We start from the raw sequence: 21,845 nt of genomic DNA, 5'->3' as shown, positions 1-21,845 counted from the left end.
CTCAGATAATCGATTCGCCCCGGACAAGCTTGGACAGCGTGTTGGCTGCGAAGAGCAGGAAGACGCTGACCAGCGATTTGAGCATACTGACCGCCGTTGCAAACGGGAAGTTATTGGCGAATGCGATGTTGTACACGTACAGATCGAGCACCTCGATGGAATCCTTGTTCATGGCGTTCTGGAAGGCAAAATACTGCTCCATTCCGTTGTTGACGAAGTTCCCGATCGACAAGAGCAGGAGAACAAAGAAGGTGGGGATGAGTCCCGGAACCGTAATGTGCCAGATTTTTCGAAAGCGCCCTGCTCCGTCGGTTTCCGCTGCCTCGTACAAATCCTGATCGATGCCCGCAATGGCGGCCAGGTAGAGAATGGCCCCCCAGCCGAGCGACTTCCACCAGTACCAGATGATCATCTTCAGCCAGATGTGGGAGTCGGACGCGAGGAAGTTGTACCCCTCCGGCACGATCTTGAGCTGAGCCAGAATGGCCGTCACAACGCCGCTGTCCACGGAAAAGAGCGAGAAGGCGAGCGCGTACACCAGAATCCAGCTGATGAAGTTTGGAATGGTTGTTAGCGTCTGGACAAGCTTGCGGTACCAGCCCGTCTTGATCTCGGACAGCAGAATGGCGAAGATGACCGGGAACACCGAAGTGATCAAGCCAAGCGAGCTCATGGCTACGGTGTTTTTCAAAACGCGCAGCACTTCCGCGGTCTGCGTCGGATTCGCAACGATGGATTTAAACCATTGCAGCCCGACATACGGCGTGTCCTTGAGCGGAATCCCCGGGATGAAGTCGTAGAAAGCATAGATCCACCCGCTGACCGGCAAGTAATAGAAGATGAAGGTAATGATCAGAAAAGGCAAAGCCATCAAAAACAGCTTGTGCTTGTTCGCAAGCTTTCTCTGTCTCTGAGGTCGTGCAGCCGGAGCCGGCTTGGCTGGCACAACCCCTTCCGTTGGCAGCTCCATAGTGTGCTCTCCTATTCTCCGTATTGGTATCGCTTTCATTTTACTCGACAAAAGCCCGCCTTCGGGTGAGAAGGCGGGCTTTCGTTTCGGGAGAACGGTAACCGGGAAGTGAACCATTTTCGCAGGGGATTGAACCGTTTTCCCACATAACGCTGGACGGATTGGGATCATTTTAGCACGGTTGAGGGTGCGGGAAGGAGCAGATGCTAAGGAGAGCCGCTACAGGAAAGGAGCTCGGAACCCATGTCCACCACCGCCGAACTGATTCGGTCCTCCACTGAAACCGGAATCTTCATCCCTGAGCTGGTGTACTTTGAACCGGATGCCCTGCTCTACCCGAAGGGCAAGAAAATCCGCGACTGGGCCAATGCGCAAGGCCTGCCCATTCACATGACGACCTCCCACAACCGGATCACCGATCTGCCCGGAGAAAGCGAGCTGGCCAAATACCGCATAGCCAAGCGAACCTTGGTGGTCGGCGTACGCAAGACATTGAAGTTCGATACATCGAAGCCATCCGCCGAATATGCAATCCCCATTGCAACCGGCTGCATGGCTCACTGTCATTATTGCTACCTCCAGACCACCCTGGGGGCAAAGCCTTATATTCGCATCTACGTAAACACGGATCAGATTATGGAAGCGGCAGCTGGCTACATTTCGGAACGGGCACCGGAGATCACCCGGTTTGAAGCTGCTTGTACCTCCGACCCCGTCGGGCTCGAACACATCTCGGGTTCCCTTGCGGAACTTGTGGAGTTTATGGCGGATCAGGAGCTGGGCCGTCTCCGCTTTGTTACGAAGTTTCACCACGTCGATCCGCTGCTCGGCCTTCGGCACAACGGACATACGCGAATTCGGTTCAGCGTCAATTCGGATTATGTGATTAAAAACTTCGAGCCGGGAACCTCGCGTTTTGCGGAGCGGATTGAAGCAGCGGGCAAGATCGCGGATGCCGGCTACCCACTGGGCTTCATCATTGCCCCGATCATGTGGTACGACGGCTGGCAGGACGGGTATTACGAGCTTTTGGAAAAGCTGAGCCGCGCCCTTCCCCGAAGCGTCTTCCCCAACCTGACCTTCGAGCTCATCCAGCACCGCTACACGAAAACAGCGAAAAACGTGATCCTCAAGCGCTACCCCAAAACGAAGCTCGACATGGACGAAGAAACCCGCAAATACAAGTGGGGCCGTTGGGGGCAAGGCAAATATGTGTACCCTGATGAGCAAGCCGGGCTCCTCAAGGACTTCCTGTACACGCACATTGCCGAAAAGTTCCCGGAGGCATCTGTCGATTATTTTACGTAAACGTGATCCTTTTCATTAAAAAAGACCGGTTCATCTGAGGGCAAATGAACCGGTCTTTCAGTATATAAAGTGGAACAAAGCGAAAGGAAGAGAAGTTGTCTTGAGAACGACCTTTAAATCCAAAACGCATCCATTTCCCGTTATTCTAGCGTTTTGGATTTAACGGAGGGCGGAGACAACTCTCTTTCTGAAGCGCTGTTCCTATTCACACGATTTGAAGACACGCTCTAGAAGAACCGGTCTTTGTGTTACACACGAATTTTGCGTTTGACCAGGAAGGTGCAGAGCAGGAAGGCGATGAGCAGCAGCACCACGGAAGCCCCCGCAGCCAAGTCGAACAAGGCAGCGGCGGTAAGGCCCAGAATAACAGCCAGCTCGGAGCAGACGACCACCAGAATGATGGAGTGCTTAAAGCTCTTGGCAAGCCGCAGGCTGGCCGCTACCGGGATCGTCACGAGCGACGAGACGAGCAGCGCGCCGACGATCTTGATCGAGACGCTGATGACGAGAGCAGTCAGCATGGTTACCGCGACGTTATAGAACCGGATCGGCAACCCGCTCACCGCAGCGGCTTCCTCGTCGAAGAACAGCAGGAACATCTCCTTGTAGTTCAACAGCACGAAGAGGACGGTGATCACCGTGACTCCGGCCACCATCATCAGATCCACCTTATCGAGCGTATAGATGTTCCCGAAGAGGTAACCGGACACGCTGACGTTGAACCCTTTTCCAAGTGAGAAAAAGAGCGTAGCAAGCGCAATCCCGGCCGACATGATAATGGCGATGGACAGCTCGGCGTAGGTTTTGTACTCCTTGCGGAGCTTCTCAATGGCGAAGGAAGCGGCAAGCGCGAAGACGAGTCCCATTCCGAGCGGATAAATGTTGATCAGCATCCCAAGGGCCACCCCGGCGATGGAAACGTGGGACAGCGTGTCTCCGATCATGGAAAGCCTTCGCAGCACCAGAAAAATTCCGATCAGCGGAGCGGTCAGGCCGATCATAATGCCGCCGGCCAGCGCCCGTTGAAAAAAGGAATCGAGTAAAATATCCATCAGCGTGTTCCTCCCCCGTGCGAGACATCCTCCACGTCACAGTCCATGGGGGCGTGCGTGTGCTTCACATAAAATTTCAGTTTCCCCGCAACATGAGCCGGGTCCTTCCCCATGGTCGATTCGATCATTTCCCGATCATGGGTAACCATCAGAAACGTCAAATGATGGTGCTGATGGAGATGGGTCAGCAATTGGAAGAAGGATTCCTGTGTCTCCACATCCACCCCGACCGTCGGCTCATCCAGAATCAGCAGCTCGGGGTTTCCGACAAGCGCTCGCGCCAGAAAGACCCTCTGCTGCTGTCCGCCGGACAATTGACCAATCTTGCGGTCCGCCAAAGCCGCAATGTCGAGTGCTTCCAGTGCGGCATTGCATTTCCGGTGTTCGGTCGCTCCAATTCGGCGAAACATCGTACCCCGGTTGTACAAGCCGGAGGTGACTACCTCGCGAACGGTAGCCGGAAAGAGCGGATTGAAGTTTGATTTCTGCGGGACATAGCCCACGCGATGCCAGTCGCGAAATTCCTGCACCGGCGTTCCGAACAACCGAATTCGTCCGCTGCCCGGCTTCAAGAGGCCGACAATCATCTTGAGCAACGTCGACTTGCCGGCCCCATTGGAGCCGGCAAGCGCGACGAAGTCCCTTTCTTGCGCGACATAGTTCAACCCTTGGATGACGCGGGTTCCTTCATAAGAAAAGCATAGATCCTCGATCGAAATGACCGGGTCGTGACACAGCACTTGTTCGGCCTTGTTGAGAAAGCCCGTATCCATCGGCAACCCCTTCTTCTACCTTCCTTATTTCAGCGCTTCAACCAGGTGCTCCAGGTTGCGGGTCATGATCGAGAAGTAATCCTCCCCGGCCTTTTCCTGCTCAGGAGTGAGCCCTTCGAGCGGACTCAGCACCTGTGCCTTCGCTCCGGTCTCTTGCGCGAGCGTCTTCGCCAGCTTGTCCGATACCAGCTCCTCGAAGAAGATCACCTTGACGTCGTTCTCTTTCACGAAATCCTTGATGCTCTTCAACTGCCGGGCCGTCGGTTCCGCTTCTGGCGACAGGCCCATGATAGCACGCTGGGTAAGCCCATATTCCTTGCTTAAATATCCAAAAGCAGCGTGCTGAACAACAATGTCTTTGTGAGGCAATGGATCGAGTTCCGTGCGGAACTTCGCATCCAGCTCGTCGAACTTAGCGGACAAGGTTTGGAAGTTCGTTTCGTAGTCCGTTTTGTTCGTCGGATCAACGGAAACCAGCTCGTTCTTGATTCGCTCGGCCATTTTCTTGGCGAGAACCGGACTCAGCCACGTATGAGGGTCAAGTCCTTCCTCATCATGATCGTGGTCATGGGCTTCTTCGCCCTCGTGATCGGGATCCTCGGCATCAACCGCCGGCTCCCCTTCCTCCAAATGAACCGCGAGTCCTTCGCTTACGGCAATGGATTTCAGCTTAGAGTCCGAGGGAAGGCTCTTCAAGAAATCATCCACCCAGCCTTCCAGCCCGGAGCCTTGGTAGAACAAGAGTTGGGAGTCTGCCATTCGATTGATATCTTTCAGCTTGGGAGCCCAATCATGCGGCTCTACGCCAGCTGGAATCACATGAGTAACATGGACGTGATCCCCCCCAATTTTAACAGCAAAATCCGCAAGCGGGTAGATCGTCGTCGTGATCGCAACCTTCCCCTCTGCTGCTTTGTCAGCCTTGGACGAACAGCCTGCAAGCAGGACGATTGCCGCCAGAAGAAGCAACAAGATGGAGGAGGAACGGCGTCTGCCGGATAAATGCAAGTTCATAAGAAGCCCCTTTCAACTCTCAATTCTCTTAGAGACTGCGATGAGAGAAGTACCGTTGATTTGCTGACAAAACTCCCGATGGAGCTTATCTCAACAAAAGCGGATTCTCATTTCTTCGCGTTCTTTAATCGTAATCATAACGATTTACTTACTGAATTATAGGAGTTGCGAGGTTCCCTGTCAATTCTATCTTCGCCAGATTGCAAAAAACCGATCCCTCCCAAGCGCGAGCTTGGCGAGGAATCGGTTGGAGTTGGCTCGATTTATTTCACAATCGCGCCGTTTGGCATGCTGTCCGGTACGGTCGCCAGCGTCAGCTGGTCGCCAACGGAAGCCGCCAGGATCATGCCGCGGGACAGTTCGCCGCGAAGCTTGACCGGCTTCAGGTTGACCACGCAGATGACCTTGCGGCCGACAAGCTCCTCCGGCTTGTAGTACTTCGCGATGCCGGAGACGACTTGCCGCTGCTCGGTTCCGAGGTCAAGCTGCAGCTTCAGCAGCTTGTCGGCCTTCGGCACCGGCTCGGCCGCGATCACCTGAGCGACGCGCAGCTCGACCTTGGCGAAATCGTCGATGCCGATTTCTTCCTTGCCCGGCTCCGCATCTTCCACAGGTGCGGCAGCCGGCTTCGCTTCCGCCGCCGGGGCGGCCGCTTCCGGTGCCTGCGGAGCAGCCGGAGCGGCTCCGCCCATCGCGGCGGCGATGGCGGCGACTTCCAGCTCGGCGTCAAGACGCGGGAAGATGGGGTCCCCCTTCTTCACGCGGATGCCCGCCGGCAGGGCGCCGAATGCAGCGAGGCTCTCCCAGGAGGTCAGCGCTTCGCGGGCCTCCGCTTCGATGCCGAGCTGCTCCCACACCTGCGCAGGCGTGGAGGTCAGGAACGGCCGCAGCAGCACCGAGACGATGCGAAGCGATTCCGCCAGCGCGTACATGACCGAGCCGAGCTCAGCTTGCTTGCTCTCGTCCTTCGCGAGCACCCACGGCTTCGTCTCGTCAATGTACTTGTTCGAGCGGCTGACCAGCGTCCAGATCGACGTGAGCGCCACGGAGAACTCCATCCGCTCCAGCGCCTCCTCCGCCTTGCGAACCGCAGCCTCCGCCGTCGCAACAAGGTCGGCGTCAAACTCGGTAGCATTCGGTACATAGGCCGGGATTACGCCGTCGAAGTACTTGTCAATCATCGCGACCGTCCGGTTCAGCAGATTCCCGAGGTCATTGGCCAGGTCGTAATTGACCCGCTCGACGAAGCTTTCCGGCGTGAACGTGCCGTCGGAGCCAAAGGGAACTTCGCGGAGCAGATAATACCGGAGGGCATCCAATCCATAGCGATCGATCAGCGTTACCGGATCGACGACGTTGCCCTTCGACTTGGACATTTTGCCGTCCTTCATCAGCAGCCAGCCATGGCCGAACACCTTCTTCGGCAGCGGCAGACCAAGCGCCATCAGCATGATCGGCCAATAGATCGTATGGAAGCGGACGATCTCTTTTCCGACCAGATGGACGTCAGCCGGCCAGTACTTGTAGTACTTCTGAGGATCGTCCGATCCGTAACCGAGCGCTGTGATGTAGTTCGAAAGAGCATCGATCCAGACGTAGATGACATGGTTCTCGTCGCCTGGAACCGGGATTCCCCACTTGAAGGAGCTGCGGGAGACGGCAAGGTCCTCCAGCCCCGGCTTGATGAAGTTGTTGATCATCTCGTTCTTGCGGGCTTCCGGCTGGATAAATTCGGGGTTCTCCTCGTAGTATTGCAGCAAGCGGTCGGCGTATTTGCTCATGCGGAAGAAGTAACACTCTTCCTTCACCAGCTCAACCGGATGACCGCTGTCCGGGCTTTTTCCGCCGGTAACCTCCCCTTTGTCATTCCGCACGACGTCGACCAGTTGCGATTCCGTGTAGTAGGTTTCATCGGGGATGCTGTACCAACCTTCGTATTCGCCCTTGTAGATGTCCCCCTGCTTCAGGAACTTGGAGAAGATTGCCTGAACCGATTCCTTGTGTCGGTCTTCCGTCGTGCGGATAAAATCGTCGTAGGAGACGTCCAGCTTGTCCCACAGCGCCTTGATTCCCGCCACGATGCCGTCCACGAAAGCCTGCGGGTGCACGTCCTTCTGCCGGGCTTTCTCTTCAATCTTCTGTCCATGCTCGTCCGTTCCGGTCAGGAACATGACATCATACCCGCGAAGCCGCTTGTAGCGCGCCATCGCATCGCCCGCCACGGTCGTATAGGCATGGCCGATGTGCAGCTTATCGCTGGGATAGTAAATCGGGGTTGTCAGATAAAAGCTCTTCTTGTACTCGCTCATCGCTCGCTCCTCCTTCTACTGCGCATCCGTATGGACGCAAAAAAAGCTCCCGCCCGCTTGGGACGAAAGCTTGTGCTCACGTGGTACCACCCAGATTCCCCCCCTTCTCGCAAAGAGGGGCTCCGCCGGTCTGAACGACCGTCCCTTAACGCGGGATACGCCCTTCCCTTACGGTGGACGTCAAGCTCCAGCCGCTCGAAAAAGGATTCTCCGAGACCATCTTCAGGTTTGTCCTGTACCGGCTCACAGCATTTCCCGGCTCTCTGAAACAGGGGGCTTCCTTACTCATCCCATCATAGAAGTGCGTTTTATTCAAGTTTTACCCAATCTGCTACTCATCATACGCGTCCGCCAATGCGGCGTCAAGATCCGCGCCGATTCCCAACCGATTCTGCAGTCGGATCAGCCCGGTTCTCCTTGCGCGGATTCGGAGGCACCGGGTCGATTCCTCCCTTATGGAAGGGGGTACAGCGACAAATGCGCCGCGCCGCCATCCAACTGCCTCGAACCGCTCCGTACTCTTCCATTGCATCTAGGGCATATTGGGAGCAGGTCGGATAATACCGGCAGCGCGGTGGAGTGAGAGGGGAGATGAATTTACGATAAAACTGTACGGGCGCCTGCGCAAAGCGCACGGCTGCGGGACGCTTGTGCTTGTCCATGGGATCACCTGCAATCGGGCATTCGTCTTCTCCCATTATAGAATGCATCCAGCCATTGTGCAAAAATCAGCCTGAAAAGAGTGAGAAATGTAACGGGTAATCCCTCGGCATCAAGCCTCGTTCCCCCGTTTCGTCTTATGAAAACAGATAGTCAAGGTCCGTCAGCAGATCTTCTGCAATCGGGAACAAGAGGGTCTTCTCGATGACCAGGGAGTTCTCAAACCCTTCATGCGCCTGCTTCCAGTACGAAGTCAGCCTTTGAAGCCGTTCCGATTCGGAAATTTCCGTCAGTTGCTGGGCTTCTTGGTGAAAAGCCGCTGCGTTTTCCTTGGCTAATTCATATTTTTTATCATAGGTCCAAGCCTCTGGGGATAAGGATGCGAGCCGCTCCGCTCCCACATAGCTCCTCAACAAAGGATGCAGCTCTTCGCATGCCCGATTCAGATGGCCTTCCAGCTTCTGAGTAAAGGCAACGATTTCGCTCTCCAGGTCCATAAACGTTCGGGCCGTATGCGAGCCGCCACCCCGTTCCACCGCATCATTGGCTGCTTTCGACCATTTTGCCAGCCATTCAGCCAATTCGGCATGTTCGGCTTCCAACCCTTCCAGCAAATCCGACAGTTCGGTAGGTCTGGCGCATTCCAGCACCGTGTTCTGATTCATCGCGATCGTTTGCCTCCATTTCATAGCCATGAAGAAAGGTCCATGGTGTTGAACCAAGAATACCACTCTCCCCAATGTCAAACAATGATTTCTATCACTTCATCAGGAATATTTATCGTTTTACAGCTTTCATCCCCTTTTTCCGTAACGATCGGATTGGTTACGAAATTGTGTACATAAAGTGAATTAATTCACAAATCATCGCCAAAAGAGTGAGTTTCATCACACAGGAGCATGAACATGTGGTATAATAATGGTAATTTGAAGGGAGGAGGCCTGTGATGGCAAAGCATACTCATTCTGAGGTGACGTCAAACCGCAATACGGAGGTCTTTTCCCCAGAGAACTTCAAGCTGATCCAGGAAATCATGTACGAGACTAAATTGGCTGCAGGTACCCATTTGTATTGGGAAGGAGATCCTGCCGACAAATTTTACTATATCAAGCAAGGCAGCGTCCAAATCACCAAAACCAATGACGAGGGCAAGCAATTCATCCTCTACATGCACCAAACCGGAGATCTCTTCGGTCAATTGGATGGACTGCATGGTTCCGCTCATACCATGAACGCGCAGATAACCGAGGACAGCGTCATCTGCTCGATTCAGAGCAAGGACCTTGAAGTGCTCATGTGGCAGCACGGAGCGCTGGCCGTTGAGTTCATGAAATGGATGGGCATGATGCACCGCATGACGCAGGCGAAGCTTCGCGACCTGATGATGTTCGGCAAACCGGGCGCACTCTGCTCCATGCTGATCCGGCTATCCAATACGTACGGCTCGAAGCGCGGCGATGAGATTCTTATCACCAAGAAGCTGACGAACAGTGAGCTTGCGGATATGATCGGCGCTACCCGTGAGAGCGTAAACCGGATGCTGGGCGACCTCAAGAAGGACGGAATCATTGATCAAGAGAGCAGCCACATCGTCATCAAGGATCTCGAAGGCTTGCGCACCATCTGTCAATGCGAGAATTGTCCCGCGAATATCTGTCGCATTTAATCCACACACTAAAAAAACCGATGGCCGCCTGGAGTGCGTTTCACACGCGCTCGCAGAGCAGTCACCGGTTTTTTGTTTTCGTAGCGATGGTTCGCATTCGGAGCTTGCCTTCTAGGATTCGGGAAAAGCAGGCAGCACCGCAAGAATGTCCTGGTTTCGGAACAACTCGGGCTCCTTGCTTGAGAAGCAGTAGGCAAATACACATTGAGCCCCTGCCGTTAGAATGTCGATTTTGCGCTGTACCGTACGGTTGTCGTGCTCGAGGTAAATGATATCGATCGGAGCACCGACGAATTGCTGGAGTCCTTGATCCATCCGCCGTTCTCTCCTTTCCCAGCATAGCCCTCTAGTCGATAGACAGACAAGCAGATTGTCCATCTATCACCGAGTATAGCACAGCCCCTCTAACACGGAAAGAAATATTTCGAGAAATGTTCACAAAAAAGGATTTCCGTTCCAAACCGCTCCCCTGGTTCTGGATCCATTTGCGTATGGAGTGATTCTCGAACAATAGGAAGGATTGAATGAAAAATATTATGAAAACGATATTGTATTCCTTGCTAGAAGCTACTACAATCGAGTAAGAATAGGAAATGTTGCCTATTTCGGGAGGTTTGTGGAACGCCAATGGAAACCGATGTCATTCGACTGGTTTATTCCTCATTTTTTCGCTCCGCCCCGTACGGGATTGCCATTATCAATCGGAAAGCGATCATCTTGCAGGCCAATGATGCTTTCCTGACCCTTTGCGGAATTCCCCTGAAAGAAGTGGTCGGATTTCCGCTTTTTTCGTTGACCCACCATGAAGATCAATGGGAGGAACGCGAGCGGTTCCGCAGCTTTACCGCTTCCGAGCTCAAGGAGACGACTTATGAAACCCGTTGGCTGCTGCCGGACGGATCGATTCGTCAGGTTCACACCTCTCTATCCCGTCTGGACTCTGGGCCAGCCTCTTCCTCCTCGTGGTTTCTCGCTTCCTACACCCACTCCTGTGTTCCCTCCTCCTTAAGCTTAAACGGGTGGAAATCGCTGGCGAAACACAATGATCGTTCCGTTAAAGCCGGTCATTGGGAGCTGTGCAGATGCCGCTCCCCCAGGCTTTTTTTCTCCAACGGGTTGTACGGAATTCTCGGGATCACGGGCACTGCAGCTCATTTAACGGAAGAGATGGTCCTGGAAAGAGCCGATCAAGAGGATCTGAACAAGATTCAAGCGGCAAGCACAAGCGGTTCCTTTTCCGGCATGGTGCGTATACGGGCATTCGACAATAGCATGAGGCGGATTCTAATCACAGGAGAGCGGGATGAATCGGAAGAATGCGGTTGTTCGGTATGGTCGGGGACCTTTCAGGATGTCACCGAGCTCGAGCAGGCGAAGGAGAGCCTTCATCGCCATAGGGCGCTTAACATACGCATCCACGAAAGCTTCCAAGATATCGTTTGCTTGATCCATAAGGATCTCAGGATATCGGCTCTTTCTCAAACGGTTTATACTTTTAGCGGGTACAGCGAAGACGAGTTGGAGCGTCACACCGCAGAAACCCTTCTTCCTTCTGAAGACCTGCAATTGGTCCGCGCGCACCTGAACGTCTCCCAGGGACAGCCGATCACGTTTCGGGTCCGTGTGAAGAATGGAACTCTGTTTTGGCTCGAAGCCGTCATCATTCCTTATCCGCTGGACTCCACTCCGGATGAGCATTATCTTGTGGTCGCTCGAAACCGGACCGATGTTATGACCATGCATGAGCAAGCACTCAATTCGGATAAACTGAATGCCGTCGGAGGTTTGGCAGCCGGTATCGCTCATGAAATTCGCAATCCGCTCACGGCGATTCGAGGGTTCATTCAACTGATGAAAGGCGGAACCGTCAAACCCGAGTTTCACGACATCATCTTATCAGAGCTGTCCCGAATCGACTCCATCGTCAAGGAGCTTCTGTTTCTCTCCAAGCCGCAGCCGGTCGTGTACGCCTCAACTGAACTCTATCCCTTGCTCGATCACGTCGTTACCTTGATCAGCACTCAGGCTATCCTTTGCCGGATCGAGCTGGAGCTCGATCATCAGGCTGGTTCGCTGGAGCTGCTCTGCGACGAGAATCAGATTAAGCAGGTGCTGATCAACTTGTTAAAGAACGCCATTGAGGCCATGCCGAACGGCGGCAAGATCATCCTTCAAACCGATAAGCCCTCCGACCAATCCGTCCGCATCCAGATCATCGATCAAGGCGAAGGAATCTCTCAGGAGGAGCTCGCCCGAATCGGTCAACGGTTCTACTCGACCAAGAAGAATGGAACCGGTCTCGGCATGATGATCAGTCAAGAAATCATCCGCAATCATGGAGGAAGGATGTCCCTCCGCAGCACCCCGGGTGTAGGGACCACAGTGGACATCCTTCTCCCTGTTACGCAATGATCCCGCGAATTTCATCGAGGGATTCGATCTTTTCTTCTTCCATGAAGGCAGCCAGGTCTCGGACAAGCTCAGCGCCTGCTCGCAGGTTGACGAAGTTGTAGGTGCCAATCTGTACGGCATGAGCGCCCGCCATGATGAACTCGACGGCATCTTCCGCCGAGCAGACCCCCCCCATCCCGATGACCGGGATGGAGACCGCCTTGGCGGCCTGGTGAACCATCCGCAGGGCGATGGGCTTGATCGCCGGTCCGGACAGGCCGGCATAGCCGTTCGCGAACACGTTCTTGCGGCGGCGCACGTCGATCTTCATCGCGCTGAACGTGTTGATCAGCGAGACGGCATCCGCCCCCTCCGCTTCGCACATGGCGGACATCTCGGCGATATCGCGCGCGCCTGGCGACAGCTTAACCGCGAGGGGCATCTTTGTCGCGCGGCGAACTTCCCGGACGACCCGTCGGGCCGCTTCCGTATCGATCCCGAACGCGATGCCGCCCTCCTTCACATTGGGGCAGGAGATGTTCAGCTCGATCATATCCGCGCCGCGCCGCCCTTCGCTCTCCCGCTTCAAGCGGTCCGCCTCGATAAGCGCAGCCCCCTCCCGGTAGTCCTCAATCGTTCCTCCTCCGAGGTTGATCAGGATCGCCGTATCCCACGCCGTCATCCGATCCAGCTCCTGGGCGAGAAACGCCTCCACACCCGGATTTTCGAGGCCGACGCTGTTCATCATGCCCGCAGCCGTCTCGTACACGCGAATGCCCTTGTTCCCGGCCTTCGGATGAAGGGTAAGTCCCTTCCCGGAGATGCCTCCCAGCTCGTTCAGGTCATAGAAGCGCGAATACTCCTTACCGAAGCCGAACGTACCTGAAGCCATGATGAACGGATTCTTCAGTCCCACTCCTGCGATCTCAGTGAACATCGAACTCTTCATTCAGCTCCACCTCCTCCGCACGGAAGACCGGTCCGTCCGCGCATACCTTCCGATTGCCATGCTTCGTGGAACAGCTGCACACGAGGCAGGCGCCGACTCCGCACGCCATTCTCTTCTCCAGCGAGACATAGAGCGGCACTCCCGTGCCCTCAAGCTTCTTCGCGAGCGCCCTCATCATCGGCAACGGCCCGCAAGTAAACACGGCGTCATACCCCGAAGGGTCCAAATCGTCCACAATGTACCCGCCTACGTTCACCTTCACAGACGCAGCGGCTTGTTCAAAGCTTTCCAAGGCGAAAGGCTCCCGACTGAAGCCCAGATAAGCATCTGCGGCTTTCAACTGCTTGGCCGCGTAGAGAAGCGGTGCCGTCCCCATTCCTCCGCCCACCAGCGCAACCTTGCCGTCAATAGGCGGGAATCCGTTGCCAAAGGGGCCTTCCAGCCCGATTGAATCTCCCGCTTCCAGCCGCGCCAACCGTTCGGTCCCATATCCTGCAACCCGGTACAAAAAGGAAATGCCGTTCGGCCCGATGTCATGAATACTGATCGGACGCGAGAGCAGCGGATAATCATCCCACCCGCGCAGCATGTAGAATTGCCCCATTTGCCCTTCGAAGCGCCCCTCCACTTCCAGGACGAATACATCCGAGGCGAGCTTGCGATTGCTTGTCACCACTGGCACGATCTTCACTTCCCTTTCTCGACATATCCTTCCTAGACTACCGGATGCCTTCGGGTGGTGCTGTAATCCAGATCACAGTTTCTCAAGGTTTGTCCTCGTCTTTTCCCATAAAAAAAGCTGCCTTCCCCAGGTGGAAAACAGCGGGTTCCTCTTATTCCGTTAAGAGATAATCAGGCAATGCCCAGCAAGCTCACAAGAGCAGGAGCAACCAAAAGCGTCAGCAGAGCGGTGACGATGGTCACTACACTCGCGATGGCCCCTTCCTGCTCTCCCAGCTCGAAAGCCTTTGCCGTACCGGCGGCATGAGCCCCCACGCCAAGCAATAGCCCCTTGGAGACCTCATGCTTAATGCGAAACAGCCGAATGACGATCGGCCCGAGCACCATCCCCGCAATCCCCGTCATGATCGTGAACAGTACGGATACCTGCGGGTCTCCCTTCAACGTCTCAGAGAGAAGCATCGCAAGCGGAGTTGTGACGGAGTGCGGCAGCAGGCTGCGAACCGTCCCGGCATCCATCTGCGCGATGGCGGTGAGAAGCAAGGTCGTACCGAGGGAAAGCAGAATCCCGCTGCCGATGCCGATCAGCATCGCCTTCCTGTGCTTCCACAACAGCCCCGAATAGCGGTAAAGCGGAATGGCAAAGGCTACGGTAGCCGGTTGAAGAAGCTTCGTAATCACCTTCGCTCCGTGGTTGTACGTATCGTATTCCACTCCTGTGCTCATGAGGAGCGCCGCAATCGCAAGCGGAGCGATCAGGAACGGGGTAAAGAGAAGAAACTTGGTCTTCCGGTACAGCAGCTTGGAGATCAGATAAGCTCCCAGCGTCAGGAGCACATAGAAAATTCCCATTACCCAGATCATTGCGGCTCTTCATCCTTTCGCTTGTTGATGAGACGCTCGGTGAGCGTTCCCGACAACGCCATGATCAGGAAGGTCCCCAGTACGACGACGAGGGCAATCCCAACCGCATGGCTGGCGAGATACTCCGTGTGCTTCATGAGCACAACCGCAGAAGGAATGAAGAACAGCACAAGATTGGCAATGAGAAAATCAGCTCCGGCTTCCAGCCAGGACAGCTTCAGTACCCCGGCATGGAGGAGAGCAAACACGAGAAGAATGGCCACAAGCGTACCCGGAATGGGCAGATGGAGCCAATCGGCGAGCAGGTTGCCCAGCCAGGAAAAGAGAACGAGGGCCCCGATTTGCAGGAGCAAGGCTGTGATCTTTTTCATGAATTTCATCTCCCGCATCAGTGTACACCTGAACCACCGATGGAGTAAACCTCCGAGGCCCCAATCCGTCCCCTTCCTTCCCTGCGTTCAAACAATCCTCATACTTAAAACCGCTTACTTCGACCGTTACCAGCCGAGTCGTTATTTCATTCTGCGGGTCCGCAGCCAGAGCGGGATACGGAACACCAAGTTAATCAGCAGCACCACGACCACCAGCACCGCAGCCGACTTATCGGCGATCTGGCGAGCATCGGCGACGAGTGCCTCGGATTGGATATACCAGAGATGGACCGCAAGCGTCTCCCCCGGCGAAAACAGGTTGAAATCCCACATCCGGCCCGAGGTGCTGAGCCCCGCTGTCAGAATAATAACGGCGGATTCTCCGAAGGCTCGACCGGCGGTGAGGCAGATGCCGGTGATGATGCCGGACATCGCTGCAGGCAAAACCACGCGGCGGATGCACTGGAACTTGGTGGAGCCGAGCGCATAGGCCGCGCTGCGATATTCCTCTGGGACCGCGCGCACCGCTTCTTCGGTGACTCGCGTAAGCACGGGCAGGTTTAAGAATGCGAGTGTGACAGAGGCGCCCAATATGGTCAGCCCGATGCCGAAGGCTTCTACGAAGATCGCGATGCCCAGCAGCCCGAAGACGATGGAAGGCACCGATGCCAGCCCTTCGACACAAACACGGATGAATTCCGTGAGCTTGCCCTTCGGGGCATACTCCGCCAGATAGATGCCGGCACCGATGCCGAGGGGAACGGATAGGGCCAGGGAAAGGATCAGAATGTAGAAGGAATTGAACAGAACCGGCCCGATGCCGCCTCCTTCATCCATATCCTCCGGCAGCTTGGTCAAGAAGGAGAAGTCAATGGAAAACAACCCTTTGTTCATGATCGTAAAGAGCAGCCACAGGATTAATGACAGCAGCAGAACCCCCAGCAGCCAGAAGCCGAAGGTCGCGGTCTGGTTCCAGAAGCGAACGGCTCGATTGTGACGCAGGCTGCGCGAAACATTGCGTTCAGCAAGACTCATGCCTCATTCCCTCCCTTCGCCCGAACGGCCCGGAGCAAAATAATGAGAGCGAGGGACAGGATGAGCAGCAGGAAGGCCATCATGTAGAGGGCATGGCTCCAGGTGGAATCGAATTCCACGTTTGAAATTTGCATCACGATGTTGCTCGTCAGAACCGCTGTCGGGGTCACGAGGTCACGAGGCATTTGAGCGGTGTTGCCGATGACCATGACGATGGCCATCGTCTCGCCGATCGCCCGGGCCATACCGAGAATGACGGCGGAGAGGATGCCGCGGGAAGCGCACGGAACCAGCACCTTGGCAATCATCTGAAGCCGGGTTGAGCCCAGCGCATATGCGGCTTCCCGGTAAGAGGAGGGCACAGCCGTGAGGGCATCGTCGCTTACTCGGCAGATGGTCGGCAGCACCATGAGGGTGAGCACCAGCGATGCCGCGAGAAGACCATCGCCCAGGTTCTCGCCCGACGCCTGCCGGATGATAGGCAGGAGCACCGTCAGTCCGATATAGCCATAGACAACGGACGGGATTCCCACGAGGATATCCAGCATGGTCCGATAGATTCGCTTCAGCCAAGGCGGGCAGATTTCAGACAGAAACACCGCCACCCCTACCGACAAAGGAACAGCGAAGAGCAGCGTGAGCCCCGTGAGCATCAACGTCCCCAGAATCAAAGAGCCGGCACCGAACCGGTCCTCCTCGGGTGTCCAATCCAGCGAGAAGAAAAAATCAGCGGGCGACAGCGTTTTAAATACCGTCAGTCCGGTTTGCCCGACGAGGATCAGCACCATCGCCAGCACCAAGCATAGGGAGGCAATGCTCAGTTGAACGTACCGGCGGAACATCCGGTTCTGCAAGCGAGTCCGTTTTCCTCGCCGCCCCATTCGCTTGGCTGCCGGTGCAGCCAATACACTGCCGTCGACAATGAGCAGCGGTTTCGTCTTCTTCATTAAATACCCCTCCAGGTAAAGCAAAGCCGACCTGCCAGTCGCAAGGTCGGCTTGCCGCGGGTTATCCCAGAAACGTTGTTCGCAAGGCTAAGAATCTATTATTTCATAGCGGAGATCGGGATGAACTTCATCTTCTTCAAGGAACCTTCTTGGAACGTCTTGCTTTGTACGTATTCGATGAAGGCTTTCGTAGCGCCGGTCGGTTGGCCTTTGGTCATGTAATAGCCGTAGGACCAAACCTTGTACTTGCCCTTGATGACATTGTCGGTCGTCGGCTCAACGTCGTTGATGCTGACAGCCTTCACATCGCTGTTCACGTACGCAAGGTCAATGTAGCCGATAGCGCCCGGCGTCGAAGCAACGTTCGTCTTCATGTCGCCGCTGGAGCCAACTTCCTTGTAGTTCTTGTCTTTCTTGACCGTCTCGGTGCCGTCGAGCGCCTTCAGTTGGAAGTTGACGCGGGTGCCGGAGCCGAAGGAGCGGTTGATGACGACGATATCGGCATCTTGACCGCCGACTTCTTTCCAGTTGGTGATTTTGCCGGTGAAGATTCCTTGCAGTTCCTTGGTCGAAAGGTTGCTAACCTTCACGTCTTTGTTCACGATGGCGGCGAACGGAATAACTGCAACTTTGTGAGCAACTTGCCCCTTGAAGGCTTTAAAGCCGGGTACGTCCAAGCTCGCATCCCAGTCACAAGCGCCGATGTCGGCGATGCCCTTGCTGACGGATTGAGGACCCGTAACAGAGCCCTTGCCGGAGACGCTGATCGATACCTTCGGATTCAGCTTCAGAAATTCTTTCTTGGCTTGGTTGGTCATCGGCAGGAGTGCCGTGGAGCCGTTGATCGTGATTTTGCCCTTCAGGGTCGACTTCGCTTCTGCCGTCAACGCGGCCGTGGATGCCAGAAGAGTAAGGGAGAGAGCCAGAACGGATGCTTTTTTAAACCATTTCATTTTGATTTCACCTCATGGTTAGGGTAGATGCTAGGCTTGGGGCCATTATTTCGTCAGGTATTGAACGCTGCTGCCTGCTGCCAGGACAACCTTGCCGTCCACCGTTCCGATGGTATGCTGACCGTCCAGAGAAACAACCGCATTCGAAAGATCCAGCGAGAACGAGCTGAGAGACTTGGAGGTTCCATCGGGTTGAACTTGGTGCAGCTCCAGCAGGCCGCTCTTGTTCGAACCGAGTACGAGCAGATCGCCGGCTGCGTTCAGAGAAGCTTCGAGAACATCCAGACCGAGAGCCGCTTCCTTCTGTTGATTCGCACCTGTTACCAGCTCCAAGGCTCCTACCGGATCAGCGGCAGCCGGGTCGATGCGAATGTAGGCAGCACTTCCATCCTTAAGCAACTGCGGATAGAGCTTATTGGCTGCATCGAAGGTGAGAACGACCGGTTTCGCGTCCGCTTTGCCAAGCTCCAGTGAAACCAATTGCGTTCCCGCCGTGCTGTAGTCGATGGTGAGCGATTCTTCGGTGCTGTTGCTGTCATTCTTGGCTGTACCCGTAATATTCACCAGGTAGAGCAGCTTCTTGCTGTCAGCAGACACTCGCAGATCGGACTTGTAGGTAACCTTGTCCTCCAGAACCTTCGAGATGACCCCGGTTTCCACGTTCAGGCTGGCCAGCTTCTCTTGGTTGTCGCCTTGGATGAAGTAGACCGTTTTGCCGTCCGCCGACCAGACGAGATCCGTCTTGACCGAAGAATCCTTGGTTACGGTGCGAAGGATACCGGTTGCCAGGTTGATCGTCTTGACGGTTCCGTTGCCCAGCGTGTAAATCCCGGTTTTGCCATCCGGCGAGAGCACCAGTCCGGCTGCATCAGCATCGGCAATCAGAACCGTGCTGCGCTTGGACAGCGTATCGATCAGAACGAGGGCGTGATCATCTTCACGTACAGCAAGTACGCGATCGTTGCTGATCCAGCGAACTGACGAGAACTCCCCTTCTGCCAGTTGGAAGCTTTGAATGAGGATGTTGGAGCCGCTCTTCTCCACCGTTCCGCCAAGGGCCTCGACGAGTTCGTTAAGCGGGGCAAAGACCGATCCGGCTACTTCGTAAGGAGCGATGGTGAATGCTTTTTCTTCTCCATTCACCCGATAAGCTGTCGAGCCGACCGTGAGCTCAACCGTCACTTCCGTGTTCAGGACGATTTGACCTTTTGCATACTCCGGCACGATACCGAAGCTGTTGGCCAGATCTCGAATGGCGATCAGAGACGTCCCGTTCGATTCGATGACGCGAACGCCCTCCTGTTGTCCGTCCAAGCTAACCTTTACTTGTTGAACAACCGGCTTTTGTGCTGCTGCCACTGGCAGAGCCATTGCTGCAAAGCCAACCCCGCTTGCCGTTAATGTAAGCATCGTCTTTTTCCAACTTGGCTTCATGGTTTCACCTTTTCCCGATTCAGGATATGTACCTTTCGAACTCATTCTCTCATTCGTTTGTCATTGGATGATTTTGGTACTGTAAAGGCGAAATGGATTTTTCATGAAGGATTTGTAAAGGTCGTCCCCTTTTCAGAAATCAAAAAATCCCGCTTGCGGTCTATGGACCGCTCACGGGATTCAAGAGAACTATAAGAGTGAAGCTTACCCTTCGTATTGCAGACATTTCTCCACGAGCGCCATTCGGATGTACAACCCGTTTCGGGCTTGACGGAAATAGGCGGCACGCGGGTCATCATCGACTTCAGGAGCAATTTCGCCGGCTCGCGGCAGCGGATGAAGGATAATGGCGTCCTTGCGCATCCGTTCCAAAATCTCCGCATTGATGATATAGCGCCCTTCTGCCTTCCGGTATTCCTCGATTGAAGGAAACCGTTCCTTCTGAATGCGCGTCTGATAGAGCACGTCCGCCGAGGTCAAGGCATCCTCGAAGCGGTCCGTTTCGGCATAGGAGACACCCTTTTCCTCAAGGTAGTGACGGACGTAAGTCGGAATCCGCACATTCTCCGGAGAGACGAACAGAATCTTGATGTTCTCATAATTGGTCAGCATGTAGCTCAGGGAGTGAACCGTCCGCCCATAGGTCAGGTCCCCGATCATGGCGATGGTCAAGCCGTCAATTCGCCCGCACTCCTTGCGGATCGAATAGAGGTCGAGCAGCGCTTGGGTAGGATGCTCGCCCGCTCCGTCCCCTGCATTGATAATCGGAACATCGGCCACCTTCGCAGCCCTCTCTGCTGCCCCAATGTCCGTATGACGGAGCACGATGACGTCGCTGTAGCCCGACACGATCCGAATCGTGTCCTCCAGCGTCTCGCCCTTGATGGTCGAAGAGAATTGAGCAGCATTTTCGGTCCCGATGACTTTGCCTCCAAGTCGGCACATGGCGGATTCAAAGGAAAGCCGGGTTCTCGTGCTCGATTCGAAGAACAGCGTCGTCATCACCTTCCCGGAATAGCGGGGATCCGTGCTCCAGATCTCCCGATTCTCCATGCGGATGGCTGATTCGAACAGCTCTTCCAGCTCGGGACGGTTGAATTGTTTGGCTCCTAGAACGTGATAATGGGCGGTCACAGGTATCTTCCTTTCATGAAGGGAATGGTCTCTAACATCCTACCATTTCGATTGCATTAATCAAGAGGGCTCTTCCACTTTCCATCAAAACAAATCCAACTGACGCGGTCCTGTTCCCTCTTCCGCATCCGGCAGCATCGCCATGAGCGAAAGAGCGTTGTCCGCCGCATCTCCGCCGGAGTTGTTGTTGAAGATCACCGCGACCCGCTTGCTTCGCTCGGCAAGAAGCTTCAAGCGATCCGCCCATTCGGTCAGCTCGTCCGGCTTATAACGGTACAGGTAGCGAACTTCCCGCCAATTCGCATCGTTGCTCTGCCTCCAGCCGGAAGCGTTGCGGCCGTGAAATCGAACGAGGGTGAGGTCAGCATCCGTGCTCTCCAGCACTAGCGGGACGGAGCCGGGGGAGACCTGCGGTTCATCGCATACGGTATGAATCCAGCGTTCCTTCCGCATAAACGCAAGCGTGCGCTCACGCATCTCCTCTAGAAACCAGCTTTCGTGCCGAAACTCGAGTGCGCACGGCAGGTTTCCCATCCGCTCCCGAACGACGCGAAGTTGGGCGACGTTTTCCTTGGTGCATGCGAACCACGGAGGGTATTGAAACAGAACACATTCGAGCCGCCCGGCTGCGACAACCGGTTTGAGTGAATCCAGAAAAGCCACCGTCATCTCGATGTCGTCCGAGTATAGGGGCTTTCCCCGCAGATGGCCGGTCATGCCCTGGTAGGCCTTCACGACGAATCCGAAGCGCTCGGGTGTCTCCTTAACCCATTTGGCGAAATTCCGTGCCGGTTGAACCGCATAGAAGCTGCTGTCCACCTCCACGAGGGGGAAATGTGCGGCATATTCCCTCAGCCGTTCCTGCGGCGGCACTTTCCCGACGTGGAAGCTGTCGTGGTCTCCCCAGCCCGCCAGGCCAATGCGAATCATCCGCGCTTTCTCCTTGCAATCTCTTCGGTTACGACGAAGGCCAAATCGGGATTGTCGTAAAACGAAAGCACGGTAAGCAGCGTATCGTCGGCGATCTCCCCCGCTTCCTCCTTCGGAACCGTAAGGCCGAGCGCATGCGTCAATGCCGGACTCTCTGGATGCGCGGGATAAGCGCGGGTGTACAGCTCTGAGGGGTCTAGCCCCTGATTCACACACCACTGAGCGAAAACCAGGATCATCATCTCCTCGCCCTCGCGGTACTGGCGAATGACTTCTTGTTCGATCTCTTTTGAATTCATGGCAAATCCTCCTATAGCGTGCTTTCAACCCTCAATCCTACCGTGGGGTGGAAGACCCGTTCTTCTTCCATTCTTCTTGGTGTTATAATAGCATAAAAAAAGCAG

22 protein-coding genes are annotated in these 21,845 nt (G+C 55.2%); 3 read left to right on the top strand and 19 right to left on the bottom strand.

Annotated elements, in window-relative coordinates:
• Position 1: 1 nt before the first annotated feature.
• A complete protein-coding gene (locus tag AAFN83_RS02825; RefSeq protein WP_347766883.1) occupies positions 2-970 on the bottom strand; it encodes an ABC transporter permease in 969 nt (322 codons plus the stop codon).
• A 243-nt stretch (positions 971-1,213) separates the two neighbouring features.
• Between AAFN83_RS02825 and splB the strand changes: the two genes are divergently transcribed.
• A complete protein-coding gene (gene splB, locus AAFN83_RS02820; RefSeq protein WP_347766881.1) occupies positions 1,214-2,278 on the top strand; it encodes a spore photoproduct lyase in 1,065 nt (354 codons plus the stop codon).
• Positions 2,279-2,526: 248 nt separating this feature from the next.
• Here the strand turns inward: splB and AAFN83_RS02815 are convergent, their stop codons facing one another.
• From AAFN83_RS02815 to AAFN83_RS02790, 6 genes are all read right to left on the bottom strand, one after another.
• The gene (locus AAFN83_RS02815) at positions 2,527-3,330 is read right to left on the bottom strand and encodes a metal ABC transporter permease (protein ID WP_347766879.1); all 804 of its coding nucleotides are present in this window, start codon (positions 3,328-3,330) and stop codon (positions 2,527-2,529) included.
• On the bottom strand, positions 3,330-4,103 hold the full coding sequence (locus AAFN83_RS02810) for a metal ABC transporter ATP-binding protein (RefSeq protein ID WP_347766877.1): 774 nt from the start codon (positions 4,101-4,103) through the stop codon (positions 3,330-3,332). Before AAFN83_RS02810 ends, AAFN83_RS02815 begins: the two co-directional genes overlap by 1 nt.
• A gap of 24 nt (positions 4,104-4,127) precedes the next feature.
• A complete protein-coding gene (locus tag AAFN83_RS02805; RefSeq protein WP_347766875.1) occupies positions 4,128-5,117 on the bottom strand; it encodes a metal ABC transporter solute-binding protein, Zn/Mn family in 990 nt (329 codons plus the stop codon).
• A gap of 263 nt (positions 5,118-5,380) precedes the next feature.
• Positions 5,381-7,426 (bottom strand): methionine--tRNA ligase, encoded by a 2,046-nt coding sequence (gene metG / locus AAFN83_RS02800; protein WP_347766873.1) that lies wholly within the window; start codon positions 7,424-7,426, stop codon positions 5,381-5,383.
• Positions 7,427-7,788: 362 nt separating this feature from the next.
• On the bottom strand, positions 7,789-8,088 hold the full coding sequence (yidD, locus tag AAFN83_RS02795; protein ID WP_347767362.1) for a membrane protein insertion efficiency factor YidD: 300 nt from the start codon (positions 8,086-8,088) through the stop codon (positions 7,789-7,791).
• A gap of 135 nt (positions 8,089-8,223) precedes the next feature.
• Positions 8,224-8,751, bottom strand: a complete 528-nt coding sequence (locus AAFN83_RS02790) for a hypothetical protein (protein ID WP_347766871.1) — start codon at positions 8,749-8,751, stop codon at positions 8,224-8,226.
• A gap of 281 nt (positions 8,752-9,032) precedes the next feature.
• Between AAFN83_RS02790 and AAFN83_RS02785 the strand changes: the two genes are divergently transcribed.
• Positions 9,033-9,752, top strand: coding sequence for a Crp/Fnr family transcriptional regulator (locus AAFN83_RS02785; RefSeq protein ID WP_347766869.1), 720 nt, complete (start codon positions 9,033-9,035; stop codon positions 9,750-9,752).
• A 111-nt stretch (positions 9,753-9,863) separates the two neighbouring features.
• Here AAFN83_RS02785 and AAFN83_RS02780 read toward each other — a convergent pair whose 3' ends face one another.
• The gene (locus AAFN83_RS02780) at positions 9,864-10,067 is read right to left on the bottom strand and encodes a hypothetical protein (RefSeq protein ID WP_347766867.1); all 204 of its coding nucleotides are present in this window, start codon (positions 10,065-10,067) and stop codon (positions 9,864-9,866) included.
• A 312-nt stretch (positions 10,068-10,379) separates the two neighbouring features.
• On the opposite strand from AAFN83_RS02780, the gene AAFN83_RS02775 reads away from it, so the two are divergent.
• The gene (locus AAFN83_RS02775) at positions 10,380-12,164 is read left to right on the top strand and encodes an ATP-binding protein (RefSeq protein ID WP_347766866.1); all 1,785 of its coding nucleotides are present in this window, start codon (positions 10,380-10,382) and stop codon (positions 12,162-12,164) included.
• Here the strand turns inward: AAFN83_RS02775 and AAFN83_RS02770 are convergent.
• The 11 genes from AAFN83_RS02770 to AAFN83_RS02720 all read right to left on the bottom strand — a co-directional run bounded on the left by AAFN83_RS02770 (position 12,154) and on the right by AAFN83_RS02720 (position 21,740).
• On the bottom strand, positions 12,154-13,092 hold the full coding sequence (locus AAFN83_RS02770) for a dihydroorotate dehydrogenase (protein WP_347766864.1): 939 nt from the start codon (positions 13,090-13,092) through the stop codon (positions 12,154-12,156). The two genes, AAFN83_RS02775 and AAFN83_RS02770, sit on opposite strands and share 11 nt — an antisense overlap.
• A complete protein-coding gene (locus tag AAFN83_RS02765; RefSeq protein WP_347766862.1) occupies positions 13,070-13,774 on the bottom strand; it encodes a dihydroorotate dehydrogenase electron transfer subunit in 705 nt (234 codons plus the stop codon). Before AAFN83_RS02765 ends, AAFN83_RS02770 begins: the two co-directional genes overlap by 23 nt.
• Positions 13,775-13,944: 170 nt before the next feature.
• Positions 13,945-14,637 (bottom strand): LrgB family protein, encoded by a 693-nt coding sequence (locus AAFN83_RS02760; protein WP_347766860.1) that lies wholly within the window; start codon positions 14,635-14,637, stop codon positions 13,945-13,947.
• Complete coding sequence (locus AAFN83_RS02755) at positions 14,634-15,008, bottom strand: CidA/LrgA family holin-like protein (RefSeq protein WP_347766859.1); 375 nt, start codon at positions 15,006-15,008, stop codon at positions 14,634-14,636. Before AAFN83_RS02755 ends, AAFN83_RS02760 begins: the two co-directional genes overlap by 4 nt.
• A 141-nt stretch (positions 15,009-15,149) precedes the next feature.
• Positions 15,150-16,043 carry a phosphate ABC transporter permease PstA gene (pstA, locus tag AAFN83_RS02750; RefSeq protein WP_347766858.1) on the bottom strand — a complete coding sequence of 298 codons (894 nt, stop codon included), beginning with the start codon at positions 16,041-16,043 and terminating at the stop codon, positions 15,150-15,152.
• Positions 16,040-16,990, bottom strand: coding sequence for a phosphate ABC transporter permease subunit PstC (pstC, locus tag AAFN83_RS02745; protein ID WP_347766857.1), 951 nt, complete (start codon positions 16,988-16,990; stop codon positions 16,040-16,042). Before pstC ends, pstA begins: the two co-directional genes overlap by 4 nt.
• Before the next feature lie 98 nt (positions 16,991-17,088).
• Positions 17,089-17,943 (bottom strand): phosphate ABC transporter substrate-binding protein, encoded by an 855-nt coding sequence (locus AAFN83_RS02740; RefSeq protein WP_347766856.1) that lies wholly within the window; start codon positions 17,941-17,943, stop codon positions 17,089-17,091.
• Between the two features lie 45 nt (positions 17,944-17,988).
• Complete coding sequence (locus tag AAFN83_RS02735; RefSeq protein ID WP_347766854.1) at positions 17,989-19,377, bottom strand: stalk domain-containing protein; 1,389 nt, start codon at positions 19,375-19,377, stop codon at positions 17,989-17,991.
• A gap of 204 nt (positions 19,378-19,581) precedes the next feature.
• Positions 19,582-20,511: an aspartate carbamoyltransferase gene (gene pyrB, locus AAFN83_RS02730; protein WP_347766852.1), complete on the bottom strand. Its 930-nt coding sequence runs from the start codon at positions 20,509-20,511 to the stop codon at positions 19,582-19,584.
• An 84-nt stretch (positions 20,512-20,595) separates the two neighbouring features.
• Entirely contained in the window at positions 20,596-21,441 is an 846-nt protein-coding gene (locus tag AAFN83_RS02725; protein WP_347766851.1) for a DUF72 domain-containing protein, read from the bottom strand.
• Positions 21,438-21,740 (bottom strand): hypothetical protein, encoded by a 303-nt coding sequence (locus AAFN83_RS02720; protein ID WP_347766849.1) that lies wholly within the window; start codon positions 21,738-21,740, stop codon positions 21,438-21,440. Before AAFN83_RS02720 ends, AAFN83_RS02725 begins: the two co-directional genes overlap by 4 nt.
• Positions 21,741-21,845: the final 105 nt, after the last annotated feature.

Source organism: Gorillibacterium sp. CAU 1737, assembly GCF_039888655.1.
Lineage (GTDB): Bacteria > Bacillota > Bacilli > Paenibacillales > NBRC-103111 > Gorillibacterium.
The sequence above is the reverse complement of the archived record's forward strand: the minus strand, read 5'-3'. Positions and strand labels throughout refer to the sequence as shown.